Below are 18642 nucleotides of genomic sequence, written 5' to 3'. Positions count from 1 at the left end.
CGACCCGAGGAGCACGTTTCCCTACGCAACAGCTGGGGCCATCTCATGGCTGCCTGACTGCTACTAAATAACGTCGACGTGCCAAACCAGCCACCGCAACCTGTTATTGGCAGCATGCTACCATACACCCTCATGTATGGGTCTTGAAGCAAGATCCTGTGCCACTCCATTCCAAGGCGAGCTGATGGCCTCTTTGTTTGTGGCAAAAGCCAAAAGACCGGCTCGATGGCTGCTGAAGTCAGCGAAGAGATTAGTTCTCACCAGTCGATCTAAAGTCAGGCAGATCTTGACAGGCCAGGCTGAATCGCCCGATCTGCAACGGCAGCCATTAGTCTCCATCTTATTGGTGACCTATAACAGCGAGTGCTTTCTACCACGCATTCAAGCCGCCCTGTCGACGCAGACCTATCGGCACTTTGAGTTGATCTGCGTGGACAATGCATCCACAGATCAGACCCTCCGCTTGTTGGATGACTGGCAACGAGCCCCTACCTCGTTCCCCATCACTCTGCTGCCTTGCGCCACCAATACGGGCTATGCGGCAGGCGTCAACCTTGCCTACCAACACGCCAGCGGGGAGTTTCTCGCACTGCTGAATGCCGATGCAGAACCGGGACCCAACTGGCTCTTGGAGATGGTGAACGCCTTAAGTCGCTACCCAGGGCATAGTGCTGTTTCACCGAAGATCCTATTCGATTCTCCCTTTTCTTGCTTCACTCTTCATTTCGATCGGCCTCTCTGCCTCGATCTCAAAGTTTTTGTCGATGCTCTGCCCTACCCGAAACTGTTTGTGCGGGAGGGCGAACTTCGCTACCCTGACCAAATCTGCACCAATGCGGCTGGATGGCTCGTTTTGGAGCTACCAGCGTTCACCGACAAACTCTGCCTGCGTCTCAGCTCAAGAGACCTCGACGATGCTCCGGAATGTGATGCAGGAGCACCAACATTGGTGAGCCTGTTTCCAGCTGGAAAGGCACAACGTGTTCCGCGTGCACAACTCTCAACTGATTCCACTCTCAGCCTAAGCCTGCAGCCCTTTCAGGCACCTGCCTATTGGTTGATCAACAACGCTGGCAGCACAACCGGTCGTTGGGCCGATAACCCCTATGACGTAGCTTTTGCGGTCCGCGACAGTCCCAAGTTTGATCGGCCCAGCCGGTATCGTCTCCGCCGTTTCTGTGGATGTTCTGTTCTAATCCGTCGCACAGCTCTGCTGGATCGGGATCTCTTCATTAATGAGTTCTTTGCCTATTACGAAGATTCTGAACTTTCTCGCTGGCTTCTGCGGAATCGCCGCGGCCCTATTCTGTACTGGCCACGTGCTGTCTTGCAGCACCACCACTCTAGCACGCTTGGCGAGTTTAGCCCCGCCTGGTCATACCTAACTGCGCGCTCACGTCTGCTCTACAGGCTTGTACATCAGCGTTCCAAAAAGCAGCTCACTGCCGCCAAGAAGCAGCTACCTGAACGGCTTAACCAGCTTGCGCAGCAAGGCAAGGCCTCGGGTGTTGATCCTGCACTCACCTCAACAATCACTGCCCTAGATCAGACTCTACTGGACAAGCTCCATCACGGTGACTCGCTTGTACCCTACCGACGCTCTATCGCCGTCTACAACCTATTCTGGAACACCTACGGCGGTGGGGAGGTCCATGCTCTACAGCTGGCACGACGACTCAAGGACGAGCATCCAGACTGCCATGTCTACCTGCTGTCTGAATCCGATTTTGATCTTGAAGCACTGGCCTCCTACTTCAACATCAGTACAAATGGCCTTCTCAAACTCGTCGTACCCAGAGTTACCACCAAGCTAACGAAGCGATTCTGGCTATTCGTCAACAGCACCTCTCACTCTTCGCTTGCATCTGTAGCCGTCAATAGCTGGTACATCGTGAGCTTCCCCCATCGTAGCCTTCGCCGTCACTGGCAGAAGACCTACACATTTCTACCGAACTCGCATTATACTCAGAGCTGGATGCAGCGGTGGTGGGGACAGCACTCATGTACAGATGCTCAGGTTTTCTACCCTGTCGCCCATCTCCGTTCGGCAGCCACGCCTGATCCGGATTCTTGTGATCGATCCTCAGTTTCGCAGCGTATCCTTGCCGTTGGCCGCCTGACCCGCCGTGGTCATGCCAAGAACCAGGACCTGATTCTTGAGGCTTTCCTGCAAATTGCCTCCAGCCTTCCATCTGCCTGGCAGCTTTGTCTGGCAGGATCTCTGGATGAATCCAATGCCGAAGACCTGAACTACTACCAGCAACTAAAGGAGTGCATCAACACGAGCGCGCACAGCTCCCGCGTTGCACTTCTCCCTAACGTCTCTCGAGATGATCTCAACACACTCCTCCACGACTCTGCTTTCTTTGTTCACGCTGCAGGGCTAGGACAATCGGCTCAGCATGAACCGGAGCTCCATGAACATTTCGGCATCGCCCCCGTGGAAGCGGCACTGGCAGGTTGTGTTCCGATCGTTTATGCCGTCGGGGGGCCTGCGGAGGTGCTACAGCAGACTGGTTGTGGCCATTGTTTTCAAGATTTCCAGGATCTGCAGGACACGCTGCAGCGTTTGTGCCGACTGCCAACCGAAGCCGTCAACCAGCAGCGACTCCAGACCAAGATCCGCACCCAGCAGTGGCTTGAAGTGGTATGCCAGTCGCCGCTGCCCCCACTTCAAGGTGACTCAAAGTGAGCGAAGAGGAATCCTGTCACGCTCTCATAATACCACTGTTTGGCGATCTGCCGTCAGATCTAAGGGAGTATCTTAACCTTCTCCACTCCACAGGTTATCAGCTGGTTCTTGTTGATAATCGAGCTGATGAGCTTGGTATCACGCAGCATCAGCCTTGTTGGCCGAGCGAGGCCTACGTGATTGAGAACCGCAATCGCGGCGGGCTGGCAGGTGGTCTGAATTGTGGAATTGCTGCCGCTATCGCTCGCGGCGCGGACTATGTCACCCTTCTCGATCAGGACAGCCGCATGCAGCCCGAGCATCTGCAGGGGCTGCAACGCCAATTGCACTCTACCGAGTGGGACCAAGCTCGTCGCCTGCTGATCGGCCCCTGCATCTGGGATGCCGACCGCCGATGCTGGCACTCGCCTCGCCAGCGAAGCGCCGACAGCAACAGCACCAAAACAACCCTGTTGATCACCTCAGGTACAACATTCTGTGCCAGCAATTGGCCACTTCTAGGACGCTTTGATGAGGCGATGCAGATCGACTACATCGATCATGACTGGTGCTTTCGCGCAGCGACCAAAGGATTTTCGCTCCATCAAGTGCATGACTGCATTCTTAGCCAGCACTTTGGCGAACCTCACCCCAATGCGCTTTGCGACCTGCTGGGCATGCAACTCTACACGCCATACCGCCACTTTACAGCCCTACGCAATCTTCGGCTCCTACTGAGGCGGCCTTACATTCCAATTTCCATCAAGATTAAAGAGGTCATAAAGATGCTATTGAAGCTGCCAGCCTGGCTTCTCTTTGAACCACAGCGGGCTGCCAACCTGCATTCTATCTACACTGCAGTCACCTGCCCTTTGAAGTTGCAGGCGTGATCCCTGAGCATGACGAGTGCCTACAGCGTATTGATGCCACTTGCCCCATGGGAGCAGCCTGCCATTGTTGCAGAGGCGCTGCGAAGCTTATGCCATCAGCCGTTGCCCCCCGCCCAGGTGGTGATCAGTTGCGACGGCACGCCGCCGCACAGATTGCGCGCTGTTTTGAACGAAGCACCTCTCAACACAGAGATCCTCTGCGGACCAGGCGGTGAAGGCGTCGGCCCCGTACTGGCCCGAGGCCTGAAGGCCTGTGCCACCGAACTCGTGATCCGTGCGGACGCTGACGACATCTCCCTGCCTGAGCGCTGCACCAGGCAGGTGTCGTTCGCGCTGGCGAACCCGCAGCTGGCAGCGATCAGCTCAGCGATCGCTGAATTCCACTCAGATCCTCGCCAGCCAGATGCAATCCGCCAGGTGCCGCTCAGCACGGAAGCCATTCGGCGCCAGTGCCGTTGGCGCAACCCCCTGAATCACCCTGCGGTTCTCCTGCGCCGCTCGGCCGTGATGACCGTTGGTAACTACCGGCACTGCCCTGGTTTTGAGGACTATGACCTCTGGCTGCGCCTGCTCAAAGCCGGTTACCACCTGCAGAACATCGCCGATCCGCTAGTGCTGTGCCGAACCGGCGCCAGCCACCTGGCCCGTCGTCGGGGTTGGATGTATTGCCGCCGGGAGGCGGCCTTCTTCTGGCGCTGCGGCCAGGAGGGCCTGCTTCCCTGGAGCTCGGTCATGGTCAACCTGACCACCAGGCTGCCCCTGCGTGTTCTGCCAGCGTGGCTTCTTCAGTTCGTAATGGTTTCATGGCTTCGTCGAGCCATACAGAAGAATTTAGATGTCGCTTAAATATAAGCGCAACATGGTCGCCTACGCCTGAATAGCAATATCCTCATTCGACTGAATGGTAATAGAAACTGTTCGTCGCTCTACAACTGTTTCAGCTACCGAGCTCTTGCCATGGAAAGAGGCATCTGTCTTTCTAAAGCCAAACAGTCGATTGCAGCCATAGGGAGTGGTGTGGGATTCCGAAAACAGCTCAAACGGCCACTGACTTCCAGCCCAGCATCTCATGACACCATCTTTGGGCACAAAGATGGAAGTGCCCTCATTCTGCAAAGAAGCCTCTGGAGAGCAATACAACAGGAAAGTCGCAAGCTTGTGAGGAGCATCAGTATGGGGAGAAATTTGATAGCCACCGCGATCAGCCCAAAGGTCAATACGAGCTCCCAAATCGCTGACCGGCAATTCCATGTAGCGCTGGCCTTGCGGTGGAGGCATGAGCGCATTCATCAAGTCAGGCACAAGAGCCTGAATCAGACGGTCAAAAGTTTCCCAGAAACTGCGCGCCGCAGGACTGAGGCGGACCAGGGAGGCTTTATTCAATTGCAGCAGGCGACGATATCTGCGAGCATAAGCATTAACAGACCTGCGCTCAGGCATGGCCACCATCTGAGCCTCGCCAGGAAAATACTGATTGACCGCATTCATAAGACTAACTGGCAAAAACTTATCAAGCTCGAGCCACGGAAAAGGCTCGGCACTGCGACTGGCATTGGCAAGCTTGTGCGCTGCAAAATCCTTAACAGAGGCCAGGGCATCAGCCGACGAGGGCTTTGCGTGCATGGGATACATCTACTGGCGAAGAGATCTTTTAAGAATAACATGCTCAACGAAAGCAACCGAACCTGGCCGCAACGCCTCTTCGAAAAGCAAGGATCCATGAGCCAAGACAGAACATAAACTCGGCCCTAGACTAGATTCAATACTGAAGCACAATAAACAAGCCAGAGAAGGCCCTGCACAGCCGCGCTCAGGAAGCCTCATGACCATGCTCACCAGGAGAGGCCACCCGAGACTTGATAAGCTTTTACATCGGGCGATGTAGCTCTGCCGTTGATGAGGATTGCGTGAGGGCGAAATCGACGCCCCTATCTGAAATCATGATTGGATGCCTCATCTCCGCCTCCTGATCCATGCCCCCGGTGCCCCAGGCCTGCGCTGGCTGGGGTTGGGTCCAGGCCTGCGGCCGGCCCGCGGGCTGTGGAAGCTGCAGCGGCTGCTGGATCAGCACACCTTCTGGGCCCACGGCCGCTCCTTGGCTCAGCTGCGTCAGATGCTGGCCGGGAGCGCTGCCGTGGTGAGCCTGTGGAACGGCAAGCGGCTGGTGGGCTTCGGGCGGGCCAGCAGTGACGGCGTGTTCCGCGCCGTGCTCTGGGATGTGGTGATTCCCGAGGATCTGCAGGGGCAGGGGCTCGGCCGCCAGCTGGTGACGGCCCTGCTCGACAGCCCTCGCCTCCACGGGGTGGAGCGCGTGTATTTGATGACGACCAACAGCGCCGGTTTCTACCACCAACTGGGATTCCAGGACAGCGGTGGCCAACAGCTGCTGGTCAGGCCGGCATCGCCGCCATCAGGCTCCCCATCTCAATCGCCTGCAGGCCGTAGTTCCAGCCCAGGTTGCTCTTGATGCCGGCCCGCTCCAGGGCCTGCTGCAGGGTGTCGGTGGTGAGCACGCCGAAGATCACCGGCACGCCGGTGTCGCGGGCCACGCCGGCCACGCCCTTGCTCACCTCGGCCACCACCACATCGAAGTGGGGGGTATCGCCGCGGATCACGGCCCCCAGGGTGATCACCACCTGGTAGCGGCCGCTGGCGGCCAGGCGCTGGGCCACCAGGGGAATCTCGAAGCTGCCGGGCACCCAGGCCACGTCCAGCTGGCTGCTGCTGGGGCTGATGTCGATGCCGTGGCGGGACAGGCAGTCGAGGCAGCCGCTCAGCAGCTTGTCCGTCACCAGGTCGTTGAACCGGGCCACAACCACCGCGACGCGCAGGCCGCTGGCCTCGGTGAAGCGTCCTTCGAAAACCGTCACGGGGGTGCTACTCCAGGAGCTTCAGCCTACGGAAGCGACCCGGAGTAACTCCCGGCCCGGGGCCCCGGCAGCCCGCCCGGGGCCTCAGACCACGAAGAAGCTCATGCCCCAGTTGAGCAGCACCAGGGCCACCCAGGCCAGGCTGCCCAGCAGGATCAGGCGGTTGGAACGGCCGGAGTCCTCGCTGGAGGCGTAGAGCACGGGCACCGCCACGATCAGCGCGAACGACAGCACCACCAGGGCCAGAACGGTGAGGGTGTTGAGGATCTGCATGGATCGGTGGCAGGGGGATCGGCGGCGGCGCCAGCCGGTCAGTTTCGGGATTCTCACACGCCGGATCGGCCCGCCCCGGGGCCGGCGGAGGGTTCCTTCACAAGTTGTGGGAGGGGCCTGCCGGCGGGGGTCTGCCAGCCGCCGCCCCTACGATCGATTCCCCCTACCCCTGAGCGCCCGTGGCCGCGGAAGCCGAGCAGCAGCTCTCGCTCGTGCCGAAGCTGGGCCTGCAGGGCGATCTGTTCGGCGGGGCCTTCGGGGAGTCGGCGGCGCCGAACCGCAGCGGTGGCGCCCGATCCGGAGGCGGGCCCGCCGGACCATCGGGAGCCTCAGGCGGGCCGGACGCCTCGCCTGACCCCGGCGACCTCGACGACGGCGATCTGGAGGCGGACGCCCGGGCCAGGCCGCGCCGCCGCCGCACCGGCCCCGGCGTGGACGCGGGCGCCGCGGCCCCCGGCCACAGCCCGGTCGCCAGCGAGGGCCCAGCGCCTGAGGCGACCGCCGCCCAGGGCCAACCCGAGCAGACCAGCGATTCCGACAGACCCCAGGCCGAACCCGAGCCCAGCGACCTGCCCCGCTGGCACCACCACGGCCTGGTGGAGCCCGAGCAGCTCACGCCGATGTTGCGCCACTACGTGGAGCTCAAGCGCGCCCACCCCGAGCGGGTACTGCTCTACCGGCTGGGCGACTTCTTCGAGTGCTTCTTCGAGGACGCCATCCGCCTCTCGCGCCTGCTGGAGCTCACCCTCACCGGCAAGGAGGCCGGCAAGGCGCTGGGTCGGGTGCCGATGGCGGGCATCCCCCACCACGCTGCCGAGCGCTACTGCGCCGAGCTGGTGCGCCGCGGCCTGAGCGTGGCCCTGTGCGACCAGCTGGAGGAGGCCGCGGCCCGGAGCCCGGCCAAGGGCGCCCTGCTCAAGCGCGACATCACCCGGGTGCTCACCCCCGGCACCGTGCTGGAGGAGGGGATGCTCGCCGCCCGCCGCAACAACTGGCTCTGCGCCGTGGTGCTGGAGGGCGAGGGCAGCGCCGCCGCCCGCTGGGGCCTGGCGGTGGCGGACGTGAGCACGGGCGAATTCCGCGTGACCGAACGGCGGGGGAGCGACCAGCTGCAGCAGCTCCTGGTGCAGCTGGAGGCGGCCGAGGTGGTGTGGCCCGCCCCCGAGGGCGCCGCGGCCGATGGCGGCCCGCAGGCCATCCCCGCCTGGTGCCCCGACACCCTGCGGCTCACGGCCCTGCCCCGCACACCCTTCGCCGCCCCCGAGGCCCGCGCCGCCCTGCTGCAGCGCTTCCGCCTGGCCAGCCTCGATGGCCTCGGGCTGGGCGAGGCGCCCCTGGCCCTGCGGGCCGCCGGCGGCCTGCTGCGCTACCTGGACGACACCCAGCCCGGCAGCGCCATCCCCCTGGAGCTGCCCACCACCTGGCACGCCGGCGACCAGCTGGTGCTGGACGCCCAGACCCGTCGCAACCTGGAACTGACCCGCACCCAGATGGGCGGCGGCGTCCACGGCTCACTGCTCTGGGCCCTGGATCGCACCATGACCGCCATGGGCGGCCGCTGCCTGCGCCGCTGGATCGAGGCGCCGCTGGTGGACCTGCCGGCCATCCGCGCCCGCCAGGACGGGGTGGGGGAGCTGGTGGAGGGCCGCTCGTTGCGGCTGGCCCTGCGCCGGCTGCTGCGGCCCATGGGCGACCTGGAGCGCCTGGCGGGCCGGGCCGGGGCCGGCACCGCCTCCGCCCGGGACCTGGTGGCCCTGGCCGATGGCCTGGAGCGGCTGCCCCAGCTGGCGGGGCTGCTGGCCGGGGCCACCAGCCCGCCCCTGGCGGCCCTGGCGCGCCCCTGGCCGGAGCTGGCCGCGCTGGCGGCCCTGCTGCGCCACACCCTGCTCGACAGTCCGCCCCTCTCCCTCAGCGAGGGCGGCCTGATCCACGACGGCGTCGATGCCCAGCTGGATGGCCTGCGCAACCAGCTCGACGACCAGGAGGCCTGGCTGGCGGAACAGGAGGCCGCCGAGCGCCGGGCCAGCGGCATCAGCACCCTGCGGCTCCAGTACCACCGCACCTTCGGCTACTTCCTCTCGGTGAGCCGGGCCAAGGCCGCCGCCGTGCCCGGGCACTGGATCCGCCGCCAGACCCTGGCCAACGAGGAGCGCTTCGTGACCCCCGACCTGAAGGGGCGCGAGGGTCGCATCCTGCAGCTGCGGGCCCGGGCCGCCCAGCGGGAATACGAGCTGTTCGGGGTGCTGCGGGCCCAGGTGGGCGAGCAGGCCGGCCCGATCCGCGCCGCCGCCCGGCTGGTGGCGGAGCTGGATGCTCTCGTCTCCCTGGCGGAGGTGGCCGCCACCGGCGGCTACTGCCGGCCCGACCTCACCGATCCCGCCGGCCCCGAGGCCCGCCTGCTGGAGATCCAGGCCGGCCGGCACCCGGTGGTGGAGCAGCTGCTGGTGGAGGAACCCTTCACCCCGAACGACATCGCCCTGGGTGCGCCTGGGGTCGCCGCTGGCCACCCCGATCTGCTGGTGCTCACGGGCCCCAACGCCAGCGGCAAGAGCTGCTACCTGCGCCAGACGGGCCTGCTGCAGCTGATGGCCCAGATCGGCAGCTGGATTCCGGCCCGCTCGGCCCGCCTCGGCATCGCCGATCGCATCTTCACCCGGGTCGGGGCCGGCGATGATCTGGCGGCGGGCCAGTCCACCTTCATGGTGGAGATGGCGGAGACCGCCAACATCCTCCACCACGCCACCGAGCGCTCGCTGGTGCTGCTCGATGAGATCGGCCGCGGCACCGCCACCTTCGACGGCCTGTCGATCGCCTGGGCCGTGGCCGAACACCTGGCCGGGGCCGGCGAGGGCGGCATCCGGGCCCGCTCGGTGTTCGCCACCCACTACCACGAGCTCAATGAGCTGGCCGAGCTGCTGCCCAACGTGGCCAACGTGCAGGTGCTGGTGGAGGAAACCGGCGACGAACTGGTGTTCCTGCACCAGGTGGTGAGCGGCGGCGCCAGCCGCAGCTACGGCATCGAGGCGGCCCGGCTGGCCGGGGTGCCGCCGGCGGTGGTGGCCCGGGCCCGCCAGGTGCTGGGCCGCATCGAGGCCAACAGCCACGTGGCCGTGGGGCTGGAGTCCGGGGCACGGGACACCGGTCGCCGTGGCCGTGGTCGGGCCCGCCAGCCGGCCTAGGCGCCCTCTCGATCCAGCCAGGCGCGCCGCAGCAGGGCATTGGCGGCCGCCCCCACCAGGCCGGCCCCGCCGCGGCTGCCCTCCAGACGGATCTGGGGCAGGGCGCTGGCCGCCAGGTGGGCCTTGCTCTCGGCCACCCCCACAAAGCCCACGGGCATGCCGATCACGAGGGCAGGAGGGGCCAGGGGAACGCCGTTGGCGCCGGCCCCGGCGGGATCCACCCGCTGCAGCAGCACCTCCAGGGCCGTGGGGGCACTGCCGATCAGCACCACAGCGCCGGGGTGCTCCGCCAGGGCCCGGGCCATGCCGGCCGCGGCCCGGGTACCGCCGGGGGGAGGGGCCGCGGGCGCCCACGCGAGCACGCTGCGCACGGGGTTGCCGAAGGTGCGCCGGGCCATGGGGGCCACCGCCGCCGCAGCCATGGCCGTGTCGGTGAGGATCACGGCGCCGGCGGCCAGGGCCGCCAGCCCCCGCTCACAGGCCCCGGTGGAGAAGCGCAGGTCGGGGGCGATGGTCAGGTCGCCGCTGCTGTGGACCAGGCGCTCCAGCACGTCCTGCTGCACGGGGCTGAGCCCCTGCAGGGCACCACTGGGCTCCAGGGCCGCCCGGATCAGCTGAATGCTGGCAGTGAAGATCGGGTGATCCAGGGGGGAGGGCGGGTGGCCGGCGGCGGTGCTGGGGGTGGGCTCGGGCAAGGGGCAGGCGGCGGCCGGAGCCGGAGGCTTCAGGACCCATCGTGGGACCCAGGGCGGCTGGGGCGGCAGGGGAGGTGAACCGGCCAGCGAGACGGGCGGCGTGAGGGGGCGGGGCAAGGGGCGCGGCGCGTCTTCAAGACTCTGTACAGGCTGTACAGATTGGACGACACTCACAGACACCCCCCCTGGCGCCTGCCCACCACCATGGAGCCGTTCATGGACCAGGACCCCGGTCGCTCCCTGGCTGAGCTCAACCAGCCCACCGGCCTCGACCAGCTCGGCGTCGAGGCCGCCCGGCGGCGCCTGCCCGAGCTGATCAGCCGGGCCGCCGCCGGCCAGGCCACCGTGATCAGTCGCCACGGCCAGCCACTGGCGGCCTTGGTGCCGGTCGACCAGGCCACGGAAAAACGGGCCGAGCGGGATCCGGCACTCCCACAGCAGCACCAGGGCGACTCGCACCCGAACAGCGCGCACGCAGCAGGCGCAGGTCCATCCAGCCGAGCGCAACCCGGCCAGCGTCCCGCCAACCGGCAGCCCCAACCTCAGAACCTCCTCAGCCTGCAGGGCAGCGGTCGCCGCTGCTGGGAGCTGCACCAGCAACGTCCCGCGCGCCCGGCGCCGGAGCCGGCCGCCTTCGTACAGCCGCTGCAGCGGCATCAGGCCTTTGCCCCCCACCTGCTCAGCCACGGCGCCAGCGTGGCGATCGACGGCAGCGCCCTGGTGGCCTTTCTCTGCGACGCCCCGGGCACCGGGGCCTACCTGGGCCCGCTGCTGCAGGGCATCGCCCAGGGCTACTGGCGCGGCGTTCTCAGCAGCCTCAGCCTGGCGCGGGTGCTGGAGGGGCCGCTGGCCCGGGGGCAGGAGCCGCTGGCCCAGCGCTATGGCCAGGTGTTCAGTGACCCCGAAACCTGGACGGTGCTGGCCCCGGATGCCGGGATCGTGGCGGCCGCCGTGCGGCTGCGACTGCAGGATCCGGGCCTCGATGACACCGCCGCCATCGAACTGGCCACGGCCATTCAGGCCAACGCCGCGGTGCTGGTGAGCGACAACCCCGCCCTGGCCCACACTGGACTGGCCGCCACCGAGCACCTGCCGGTGCTGTCAGCCCTGCGTCGCCGCCAGGACGGGACCGGGGAACCCCGCTGATGCGCGCCCTAGAACGCCCCCTGACGCGCTGACCTGACAAGTCGATCTGACCTGACAAGCCGAGCTGACGAGCCCCGATGCCGATCCACCTCTACTGGGGCGACGACGAGGCGGCCCGCAACCGGGCCGTGGAGGCCCTGATCGAGCAGGTCACCGATCCGGCCTGGCAGAGCATCAACCTCACCCGCCTCGATGGCACCGACGCGGCCCAGGCCGCCCAGGCCTTGGAGGAGGCCCGCACCGCCCCCTTCGGCGGAGGCGATCGGGTGGTGCTGCTGCAGCGCAGTCCCTTCTGCCACCAGTGCCCGGCCGAGCTGGCGGAGCGGCTGGAGGCCAGCCTGGAGCTGGTGCCCGAGGGCTGCCACCTGCTGCTGGTGAGCCCCAGCAAACCCGACGCCCGGCTGCGCACCACCAAGGCCCTGCAGAAGCTCGTGAAGGCCGGCGGGGCCACGGAGCGCAGCTTCAGCCTGCCCGCTGTCTGGGATGGGGCCGGCCAGGTGGAATTGGTGGCCCGCACCGCCCGGGAGCTGGGGCTGGCCCTGGAGCCCGCCGCCGCCGAGGCCCTGGCCGAGGCGATCGGCTCCGACAGCGCCCGCCTGGCCAGCGAACTGGAGAAGCTGGCCCTCTACGTGGGAGCGACGGCCGCGCCGGGGGAAACGCCCAGGGGGCCGGCCATCACAGCGGCGGCGGTGGCGGCGCTGGTGGGCAGCCACGCCACCAACGCCCTGCAGGTGGGCGATGCGCTGCTGGCGGGCCGGCCCGCCGAGGCCATCGGCCTGGTGGAGACCCTGCTGGCGGCCAACGAACCGGCCCTGCGCATCGTGGCCACCCTCACCGGCCAGATCCGGGGCTGGCTGTGGGTGAGCCTGCTGGATCGCCAGGGCGAGCAGGACGTGGCCGCCATCGCCAAGGCCGCCGGCATCGGCAACCCCAAGCGCATCTATGTGATGCGCAAACAGATCCGCGGCCGCAGCCCCGGCCGCTTCCTGGCGCTGCTGGGCCAGCTGCTGGAGGTGGAGGCGGCCCTCAAGCGCGGCAGCGAGCCCGGCGATGCCTTCCGCGATGGCTTCCTGCTGGGGGGCCAGGGCCTTCAGTAGGCCGCGTAGCTCTTCTCCTCCACCAGCTCCGAGCCGCTCAGGGCGTTGATCTGGCGCTTGAGGTCGGCGCGGCGGTCGTTGGTCACGTACACGGCGCGGGCCAGCTCCACGAAGCCGGGGCCGAAGTCGCCCTGGCGCTCGCAGTCGCGGATGCGGTCTTCGATGGTCCAGAGCTCGCCGTTCACCGCGCGCAGCGCCTCCTCCAGCTCCGCCAGCCCCTTCAGCTGACGCAGGCCCGCCGCCGCAGCCACGGCCTCCAGGGCCTCCAGCTCGCGGCGCACGTTGGCCCGCTTGGCGTCGTCGGCAATGCGCGCGTCCTTGATGGCCAGGATCGTGAGCTTGTCGATCAGCTCACCCACGGACACCGGCACCTGCACGGATGTGCTCGTCGCCACCGCCTCGCCCATCGCCGTCGCCAGCCAATCGGTTCGCCGCAGGGTAGGCAGGCTCCGGTGCCCGAGCCCGACGGCTCGGACGCAACAGCCAACCCCACGCAACAGATAATCAGCTCTTAACGCCGCGTCGACACCGGGCATGGCCCTGCTGGTTCAGAAGTTCGGGGGCACCTCGGTGGCCGATGTGGAGCGGATCCAGGCCGTGGCCCGTCGCATCGCCGCCAGCCGCAACGCCGGCAACGACCTGGTGATCGTGGTGTCGGCCATGGGCCACACCACCGACGAGCTCACCGGCCTGGCCCGGGCCCTCAGCAGCGACCCCCCGCAGCGGGAGATGGACATGCTGCTGGCCACCGGCGAGCAGGTGTCGATCGCCCTGCTGGCCATGGCCCTCAACGCCATCGGCGTGCCGGCGGTGTCGATGACCGGGCCCCAGGTGGGCATCGTGACCGAATCGGCCCACGGCCGCGCCCGCATCCTGGAGGTGCGCACCGAGCGCCTGCGCCGCCTGCTCGACGACGGCCAGGTGGTGGTGGTGGCCGGCTTCCAGGGCACCAGCAGCGGCCTGTCCGGCACTCCCGAGATCACCACCCTGGGCCGCGGCGGCTCCGACACGTCCGCCGTGGCCCTGGCCGCCGCCCTCGGCGCCGATGCCTGCGAGATCTACACCGATGTGCCGGGGGTGCTCACCACCGACCCGCGCAAGGTGGCCGATGCCCAGCTGATGGACACCGTGACCTGCGACGAGATGCTGGAGCTGGCCAGCCTCGGCGCCGCCGTGCTGCACCCGCGGGCCGTGGAGATCGCCCGCAACTACGGCGTGCCGCTGGTGGTGCGCTCCAGCTGGAGCGACCAGCCCGGAACCCTGCTCACCAGCGACGGCACCAGTCGCCGTAGCGGCAGCGAGGGCCTGGAGCTGGGCAAGCCCGTGGACGGCGCCGAGCTGGAGCAGGACCAGGCCGTACTGGCCCTGGCCCATGTGCCCGATCGGCCCGGCGTCGCCGCCCAGCTGTTCGAGGCCCTCTCGGCCGCCGGCCTCAACGTGGACCTGATCGTGCAGGCCACCCACGAGGGCGAGGGCGGCAGCGCCACCAACGACATCGCCTTCACGGTGGCCGAAGCCCAGCTGGCGCAGGCCGAGGCCGTCTGCCGTCAGGTGCTGGACGCCATGGGCGCCGAAAGAGCCACCCTGAGCGCCGAAGCCGGCATGGCCAAGCTCAGCATTTCCGGAGCCGGCATCATGGGCCGCCCCGGTGTGGCCGCCCGCCTGTTCGACACCCTGGCCAGGGGCGGCATCAACCTGCGCCTGATCGCCACCAGCGAGGTGAAGGTGAGCTGTCTGGTGGCCGGCCACCAGGGGGCCAAGGCCCTGCAGGCCGCCGCCAGCGCCTTCGAACTGAGCGGCCAGCAGCTGCACCACGATCCGGCCCCCTGCGGGGTCGGGTCTCCGCCGGTGCGCGGCGTCGCCCTGGACCGCGACCAGGCCCAGGTGACCGTGCGCCACATCCCCGACCGCCCCGGCACGGCCGCCGCGGTCTGCCGGGCCCTGGCCGATGCCGGCCTCAGCCTCGATGCCATCATCCAGTCGGAGCGCAGCCATGGCAGCGGCGAGCAGCGCAGCCGCGACCTGGGCTTCACCCTGCGCCGCGACGACCTGGCCCGGGCCCACGCCGCCCTGCAGCCGCTGCTGGCCAGCTGGCCCGGCGCCCGCTTCGAGGAGGGGCAGGCCATCGCCCGGGTGAGCGCCGTGGGGGCCGGCATGCCCTGCACGCCCGGCACCGCCGCCCGCCTGTTCCGCTCCCTGGCGGAGGCCGGCATCAACATCGAGATGATCGCCACCAGCGAGATCCGCACCAGTTGCGTGGTGCCGGAGGCCGATGGCATTCGGGCCCTGCAGGCGGTGCATGCCGCCTTCGGGCTGGGCGGTAGTGCAATGCACCGGGCCGAGGGCACGGCATCGCCCCTGGAATCCGGAGCCGTTTGAGCATGCCCTGGGCCCGCCACCGATTGCCGCTGGTCCTGGCGGCGGCGCTCGATGGGGTCGGGCTGGCGGGGCTCGCCGTCGCCGTGGTGGCCTGGCGGATTGGCCTGGAGCGGGAGGGCCTGGCACTGCCGCTCAGCCAGCAACTGGGCAGCCAGCTGGGCCTGCTGCTGGCTCTGGTGCTGATCTACTGGACCCTCGGCTGGCTGTTCGGCTCGTACACCCTGCTCAAGCTGCGAGCAATCCGTTGGCCCCAGGTCCTGGTCCGTCTCGGCAGCACCAGTGCCGCCAGCATCGCGGCGGGAGCCCTGCTGGGCTGGATCCTGCGGGTGCCCCCGGAGGTCACCCTGTTGCACCGGGGCAGCCTGATCCCTCTCTTTGGCCTCGCGGCCCTGTGGAGTGGCGCCGTGCGGCTGTGGCTACGCCGTCACCTGCATCTCGGCAGCAGCCTGCGCTGGCAGATCGTGGCGCTGGAGGAGGAGCGGGACCAGCTGGCCAGGGACTGGACCCTGACAGCCACCCCAGGCCCTCTGCCACAGATCGTGACCATGGACCCCGGGCAAGGGTTCCCCGGCCGCCTGCTGGCCGAGGCCGTCGCCCTCAGTGCCGGCGTGGCCACCCTGGGAGACATGCAGATCTTCTGCCAGCAGGCCGTGGGCCACGGCCAACCGGTCCGGACCCTGGTGGAACTGGCGGAGCGGGAACTGCAGCGCATTCCCCCCCGCTGGGTCGGGACCCAATGGCTGCTGTTCTCCAGCCACATCGACGGTCAGCGCAGCACGGTGCCGCAGCAACTCAAGCGCTATGCCGATGTAGTGATCAGCCTGGTGTTGCTGCTCCTCAGCACGCCGCTGCTGCTGCTGGCCGCGGCACTGGTCAAGCTCCAGGATGGCGGCCCCGTCCTGTACCGCCAGCGCCGCACGGGCCTCTTCGGTCAGGCCTTCAAGGTGCTCAAGATCCGCACCATGGTGCCCGACGCGGAGGAGGGCCAGGCCCAGTGGGCCCAGGTGAGCGATCAGCGCATCACACCGGTGGGGCTCTGGCTGCGGCGCACCCGCGTGGATGAGCTGCCCCAGCTGCTGAATGTGCTGCGGGGCGAGATGAGCCTGATCGGCCCCAGACCCGAGCGGCCTGAGCTGGAGGTGGACCTGGAGAACCGGATCCCCAACTACCGGCTACGCCACTGGGTGCGGCCCGGGCTGAGCGGCTGGGCCCAAGTGAACATGCCCTATGGAGCCAGCGTGGAAGACTCCGAACTGAAGCTGAGCTACGACCTCTTCTACCTGCGCAATGCCAGCCTCTGGCTCGACCTGCTGATCCTGCTCAAGACCATCAAGACCGTGCTGAAGGGAGCGGGGCGGTAAGGGCAAAGGCCAGACCCGCTCAGACTTTCCCCACCAACTTCTGGCGCAACAGCTTGATCTTGTCGCGCAGGTTGGCGGCCTCCTCGAAATCGAGGTTCTTGGCGGCCGTCTTCATCTTGTCTTCGAGCTGCTGGATCAGTTCCGGCAGCGCATCGAGGGGAACCTCATGGTGTGCAGCCTGCTCGGTGGCCTCCTCCAGCTGATCATCATTGAGCCGGCGGGAGACCTCCAGGAAGGACAGGATGGAATTGCCCGCCCGCTTGCCGGCGGGGGAGGGCGTGATGCCGTGCTTCTCGTTGTAGGTGTGCTGGATGGCGCGGCGGCGCTCCGTTTCACTGATGGCCTTGGCCATGGAGTCTGTGAGGTTGTCGGCATAGAGCAGGGCGACACCCTCCACGTGGCGGGCGGCGCGGCCGATGGTCTGGATCAGGGAGCGCTCGGCCCGCAGGAAGCCCTCCTTGTCGGCATCGAGGATCGCCACCAGCGACACCTCCGGCAGATCCAGGCCCTCCCGCAGCAGGTTCACACCCACCAGCACGTCGTATTCGCCGTTGCGGAGGTCCTGGATGATCTCGATCCGCTCGATCGAGTGGATCTCCGAGTGCAGATAGCGCACCCGCACGCCGTTCTCAGCCAGGTAGTCGGTGAGGTCCTCGGCCATGCGCTTGGTGAGGGTGGTCACCAGCACCCGCTCCTGCTTGTCGGCCCGCACGCGGATCTCGCTGAGCAGGTCGTCCACCTGGCCCTCGGTGGGGCGCACTTCCACGATCGGATCGAGCACGCCGGTGGGGCGGATCACCTGCTCCACCACCTGGTCCTGGCTCTGGGCCAGCTCCCAGCTGCCCGGCGTGGCACTCACGAAGATCGTCTGCTGGGCCTTCTGCCAGAACTCCTCGCCCTTGAGGGGCCGGTTATCGGCAGCGCTGGGCAGGCGGAAGCCGTGTTCGATCAGCACCTGTTTGCGCGATTGATCGCCGTTGTACATCGCCTGCAACTGGGAGCAGGTGACGTGGCTCTCATCCACCACCAGCAGCCAATCCTCGGGGAAATAATCAATCAGGCACTCGGGCGGCGTACCGGCGGGGCGGCCGGCCAGGTGGCGGGCGTAGTTCTCCACGCCGTTGCAGTAGCCCACCTGCTCCAGCATCTCCAGGTCGTAGGTGGTGCGCTGCTCCAGCCGCTGGGCCTCCAGCAGACGGCCCTCGGCATTGAGGCGATCCAGCCGCTCCCGCAGCTCGTTGCGGATCGCCTGGATCGCCTCCTCCAGACGCTCCTTGGGCGTCACGAAGTGCTTGGCCGGGTAGATGTTGATGGTGTCAAGGCTCTGCAGAATCTCGCCGGTGGTGGGATCCACGTAGCGGATCGCCTCCACCTCATCGCCGAAGAGCTCGATGCGCACCAGCCGGTCTTCGTAGGCGGGGCCGATCTCCAGCACATCGCCGCGCACCCGGAAACGGCCGCGGGAGATCTCCAGATCGTTGCGGGAATACTGGTTGTTCACCAGCTCCCGCAGGGAGCCGCGCAGGTTGAGCGTGTCGCCCACCTGGAACTTGACGGCAGCCTTGAGGTATTCGCTGGGGATGCCCAGACCGTAGATGCAGCTGATCGAAGCCACCACGATCACATCCTTGCGCTCAAACAGCGAGCGCGTCGCCGAGTGGCGCAGCATGTCGATCTCTTCGTTGATCGAGGCCGTCTTGGCGATGTAGGTGTCCGAGACCGGCACATAGGCCTCGGGCTGGTAGTAGTCGTAGTAGGAGATGAAATACTCGACGGCATTGTTGGGGAAGAATTCCCGCAGCTCGTTGCAGAGCTGGGCCGCCAGGGTCTTGTTGTGGGCCAGCACCAGCGTGGGGCGCCCGGTGTGGGCGATCACGTTGGCGATGGTGAAGGTCTTGCCAGTGCCGGTGGCCCCCAGCAGGGTCTGGTAGCGCTGGCCGCCCTCCACGCCGGTCACCAGGCCGGCGATCGCGGTGGGCTGATCGCCCTTGGGCTCGTAGGGGGCGTGGAGCTGGAACGGGACCATGGGGCCCATTCTCGGGGGAGCGGGCCCCGGCCGTGGTGTGCGGTGAACCGGCGCG

At 67.1% G+C, this 18642-nt stretch carries 16 protein-coding genes; 9 read left to right on the top strand and 7 right to left on the bottom strand.

Annotated features, from left to right (window positions below):
* Nucleotides 1–184: 184 nt before the first annotated feature.
* Genes ACLV7J_RS10685 through ACLV7J_RS10675 form a run of 3 tightly spaced genes read left to right on the top strand, consistent with a single transcriptional unit; the run spans nt 185 to nt 4407 of the window.
* On the top strand, nt 185–2692 hold the full coding sequence (locus ACLV7J_RS10685) for a glycosyltransferase (RefSeq protein ID WP_411869071.1): 2508 nt from the start codon (nt 185–187) through the stop codon (nt 2690–2692).
* The gene (locus ACLV7J_RS10680; RefSeq protein WP_411869070.1) at nt 2689–3561 is read left to right on the top strand and encodes a glycosyltransferase; all 873 of its coding nucleotides are present in this window, start codon (nt 2689–2691) and stop codon (nt 3559–3561) included. The genes ACLV7J_RS10685 and ACLV7J_RS10680 overlap by 4 nt, the downstream gene beginning before the upstream one ends.
* 9 nt (nt 3562–3570) lie before the next feature.
* Nucleotides 3571–4407 (top strand): glycosyltransferase, encoded by an 837-nt coding sequence (locus tag ACLV7J_RS10675; protein ID WP_411869069.1) that lies wholly within the window; start codon nt 3571–3573, stop codon nt 4405–4407.
* 21 nt (nt 4408–4428) lie between these two features.
* On the opposite strand, the gene ACLV7J_RS10670 is transcribed toward ACLV7J_RS10675, so the two are convergent.
* Nucleotides 4429–5184: a hypothetical protein gene (locus ACLV7J_RS10670; RefSeq protein ID WP_411869068.1), complete on the bottom strand. Its 756-nt coding sequence runs from the start codon at nt 5182–5184 to the stop codon at nt 4429–4431.
* Between the two features lie 325 nt (nt 5185–5509).
* On the opposite strand from ACLV7J_RS10670, the gene ACLV7J_RS10665 reads away from it, so the two are divergent.
* The gene (locus tag ACLV7J_RS10665; protein WP_411869067.1) at nt 5510–6028 is read left to right on the top strand and encodes a GNAT family N-acetyltransferase; all 519 of its coding nucleotides are present in this window, start codon (nt 5510–5512) and stop codon (nt 6026–6028) included.
* Here ACLV7J_RS10665 and ribH read toward each other — a convergent pair.
* Nucleotides 5952–6431, bottom strand: a complete 480-nt coding sequence (gene ribH, locus ACLV7J_RS10660) for a 6,7-dimethyl-8-ribityllumazine synthase (protein ID WP_411869066.1) — start codon at nt 6429–6431, stop codon at nt 5952–5954. The genes ACLV7J_RS10665 and ribH overlap by 77 nt on opposite strands.
* A gap of 84 nt (nt 6432–6515) precedes the next feature.
* Nucleotides 6516–6704 carry a photosystem II reaction center protein PsbZ gene (gene psbZ, locus ACLV7J_RS10655; protein ID WP_411869065.1) on the bottom strand — a complete coding sequence of 63 codons (189 nt, stop codon included), beginning with the start codon at nt 6702–6704 and terminating at the stop codon, nt 6516–6518.
* 179 nt (nt 6705–6883) lie between these two features.
* On the opposite strand from psbZ, the gene mutS reads away from it, so the two are divergent.
* Nucleotides 6884–9883 carry a DNA mismatch repair protein MutS gene (gene mutS, locus ACLV7J_RS10650; RefSeq protein ID WP_411869064.1) on the top strand — a complete coding sequence of 1000 codons (3000 nt, stop codon included), beginning with the start codon at nt 6884–6886 and terminating at the stop codon, nt 9881–9883.
* On the opposite strand, the gene ACLV7J_RS10645 is transcribed toward mutS, so the two are convergent.
* The gene (locus tag ACLV7J_RS10645) at nt 9880–10578 is read right to left on the bottom strand and encodes a precorrin-8X methylmutase (protein ID WP_411869063.1); all 699 of its coding nucleotides are present in this window, start codon (nt 10576–10578) and stop codon (nt 9880–9882) included. The two genes, mutS and ACLV7J_RS10645, sit on opposite strands and share 4 nt — an antisense overlap.
* Before the next feature lie 216 nt (nt 10579–10794).
* On the opposite strand from ACLV7J_RS10645, the gene ACLV7J_RS10640 reads away from it, so the two are divergent.
* Both ACLV7J_RS10640 and holA read left to right on the top strand, forming a co-directional pair.
* Nucleotides 10795–11724 carry a type II toxin-antitoxin system prevent-host-death family antitoxin gene (locus tag ACLV7J_RS10640; protein ID WP_411869062.1) on the top strand — a complete coding sequence of 310 codons (930 nt, stop codon included), beginning with the start codon at nt 10795–10797 and terminating at the stop codon, nt 11722–11724.
* A gap of 77 nt (nt 11725–11801) precedes the next feature.
* Complete coding sequence (holA, locus tag ACLV7J_RS10635) at nt 11802–12821, top strand: DNA polymerase III subunit delta (protein WP_411869061.1); 1020 nt, start codon at nt 11802–11804, stop codon at nt 12819–12821.
* Here the strand turns inward: holA and ACLV7J_RS10630 are convergent.
* Nucleotides 12815–13216: a hypothetical protein gene (locus ACLV7J_RS10630; RefSeq protein ID WP_411869060.1), complete on the bottom strand. Its 402-nt coding sequence runs from the start codon at nt 13214–13216 to the stop codon at nt 12815–12817. The genes holA and ACLV7J_RS10630 overlap by 7 nt on opposite strands.
* A complete protein-coding gene (locus ACLV7J_RS10625) occupies nt 13168–13314 on the bottom strand; it encodes a DUF2256 domain-containing protein (RefSeq protein ID WP_411869059.1) in 147 nt (48 codons plus the stop codon). The genes ACLV7J_RS10630 and ACLV7J_RS10625 overlap by 49 nt, the downstream gene beginning before the upstream one ends.
* A gap of 41 nt (nt 13315–13355) precedes the next feature.
* Between ACLV7J_RS10625 and ACLV7J_RS10620 the strand changes: the two genes are divergently transcribed.
* Nucleotides 13356–15200, top strand: coding sequence for an aspartate kinase (locus tag ACLV7J_RS10620; RefSeq protein ID WP_411869058.1), 1845 nt, complete (start codon nt 13356–13358; stop codon nt 15198–15200).
* Between the two features lie 2 nt (nt 15201–15202).
* A complete protein-coding gene (locus tag ACLV7J_RS10615) occupies nt 15203–16561 on the top strand; it encodes a sugar transferase (RefSeq protein ID WP_411869057.1) in 1359 nt (452 codons plus the stop codon).
* Between the two features lie 19 nt (nt 16562–16580).
* Here ACLV7J_RS10615 and uvrB read toward each other — a convergent pair whose 3' ends face one another.
* On the bottom strand, nt 16581–18587 hold the full coding sequence (gene uvrB / locus ACLV7J_RS10610; RefSeq protein WP_411869056.1) for an excinuclease ABC subunit UvrB: 2007 nt from the start codon (nt 18585–18587) through the stop codon (nt 16581–16583).
* Nucleotides 18588–18642 lie beyond the last annotated feature (55 nt).

Origin of the sequence: Vulcanococcus limneticus LL (assembly GCF_943369875.1) — a bacterium.
Lineage (GTDB): Bacteria > Cyanobacteriota > Cyanobacteriia > PCC-6307 > Cyanobiaceae > Vulcanococcus > Vulcanococcus limneticus_A.
The sequence above is the reverse complement of the archived record's forward strand: the minus strand, read 5'-3'. Positions and strand labels throughout refer to the sequence as shown.

Excerpts from the sequence above, each read along its gene's own strand:
- ACLV7J_RS10670 (WP_411869068.1), bottom strand. The coding sequence starts at position 5,184 with ATGCACGCAAAGCCCTCGTCGGCTGATGCCCTGGCCTCTGTTAAGGAT.
- ACLV7J_RS10620 (WP_411869058.1), top strand. The coding sequence starts at position 13,356 with ATGGCCCTGCTGGTTCAGAAGTTCGGGGGCACCTCGGTGGCCGATGTG.
- ACLV7J_RS10665 (WP_411869067.1), top strand. The coding sequence starts at position 5,510 with ATGCCTCATCTCCGCCTCCTGATCCATGCCCCCGGTGCCCCAGGCCTG.
- psbZ (WP_411869065.1), bottom strand. The coding sequence starts at position 6,704 with ATGCAGATCCTCAACACCCTCACCGTTCTGGCCCTGGTGGTGCTGTCG.
- holA (WP_411869061.1), top strand. The coding sequence starts at position 11,802 with ATGCCGATCCACCTCTACTGGGGCGACGACGAGGCGGCCCGCAACCGG.
- ACLV7J_RS10640 (WP_411869062.1), top strand. The coding sequence starts at position 10,795 with ATGGACCAGGACCCCGGTCGCTCCCTGGCTGAGCTCAACCAGCCCACC.
- uvrB (WP_411869056.1), bottom strand. The coding sequence starts at position 18,587 with ATGGTCCCGTTCCAGCTCCACGCCCCCTACGAGCCCAAGGGCGATCAG.
- ACLV7J_RS10675 (WP_411869069.1), top strand. The coding sequence starts at position 3,571 with ATGACGAGTGCCTACAGCGTATTGATGCCACTTGCCCCATGGGAGCAG.
- ACLV7J_RS10615 (WP_411869057.1), top strand. The coding sequence starts at position 15,203 with ATGCCCTGGGCCCGCCACCGATTGCCGCTGGTCCTGGCGGCGGCGCTC.
- ACLV7J_RS10685 (WP_411869071.1), top strand. The coding sequence starts at position 185 with ATGGCCTCTTTGTTTGTGGCAAAAGCCAAAAGACCGGCTCGATGGCTG.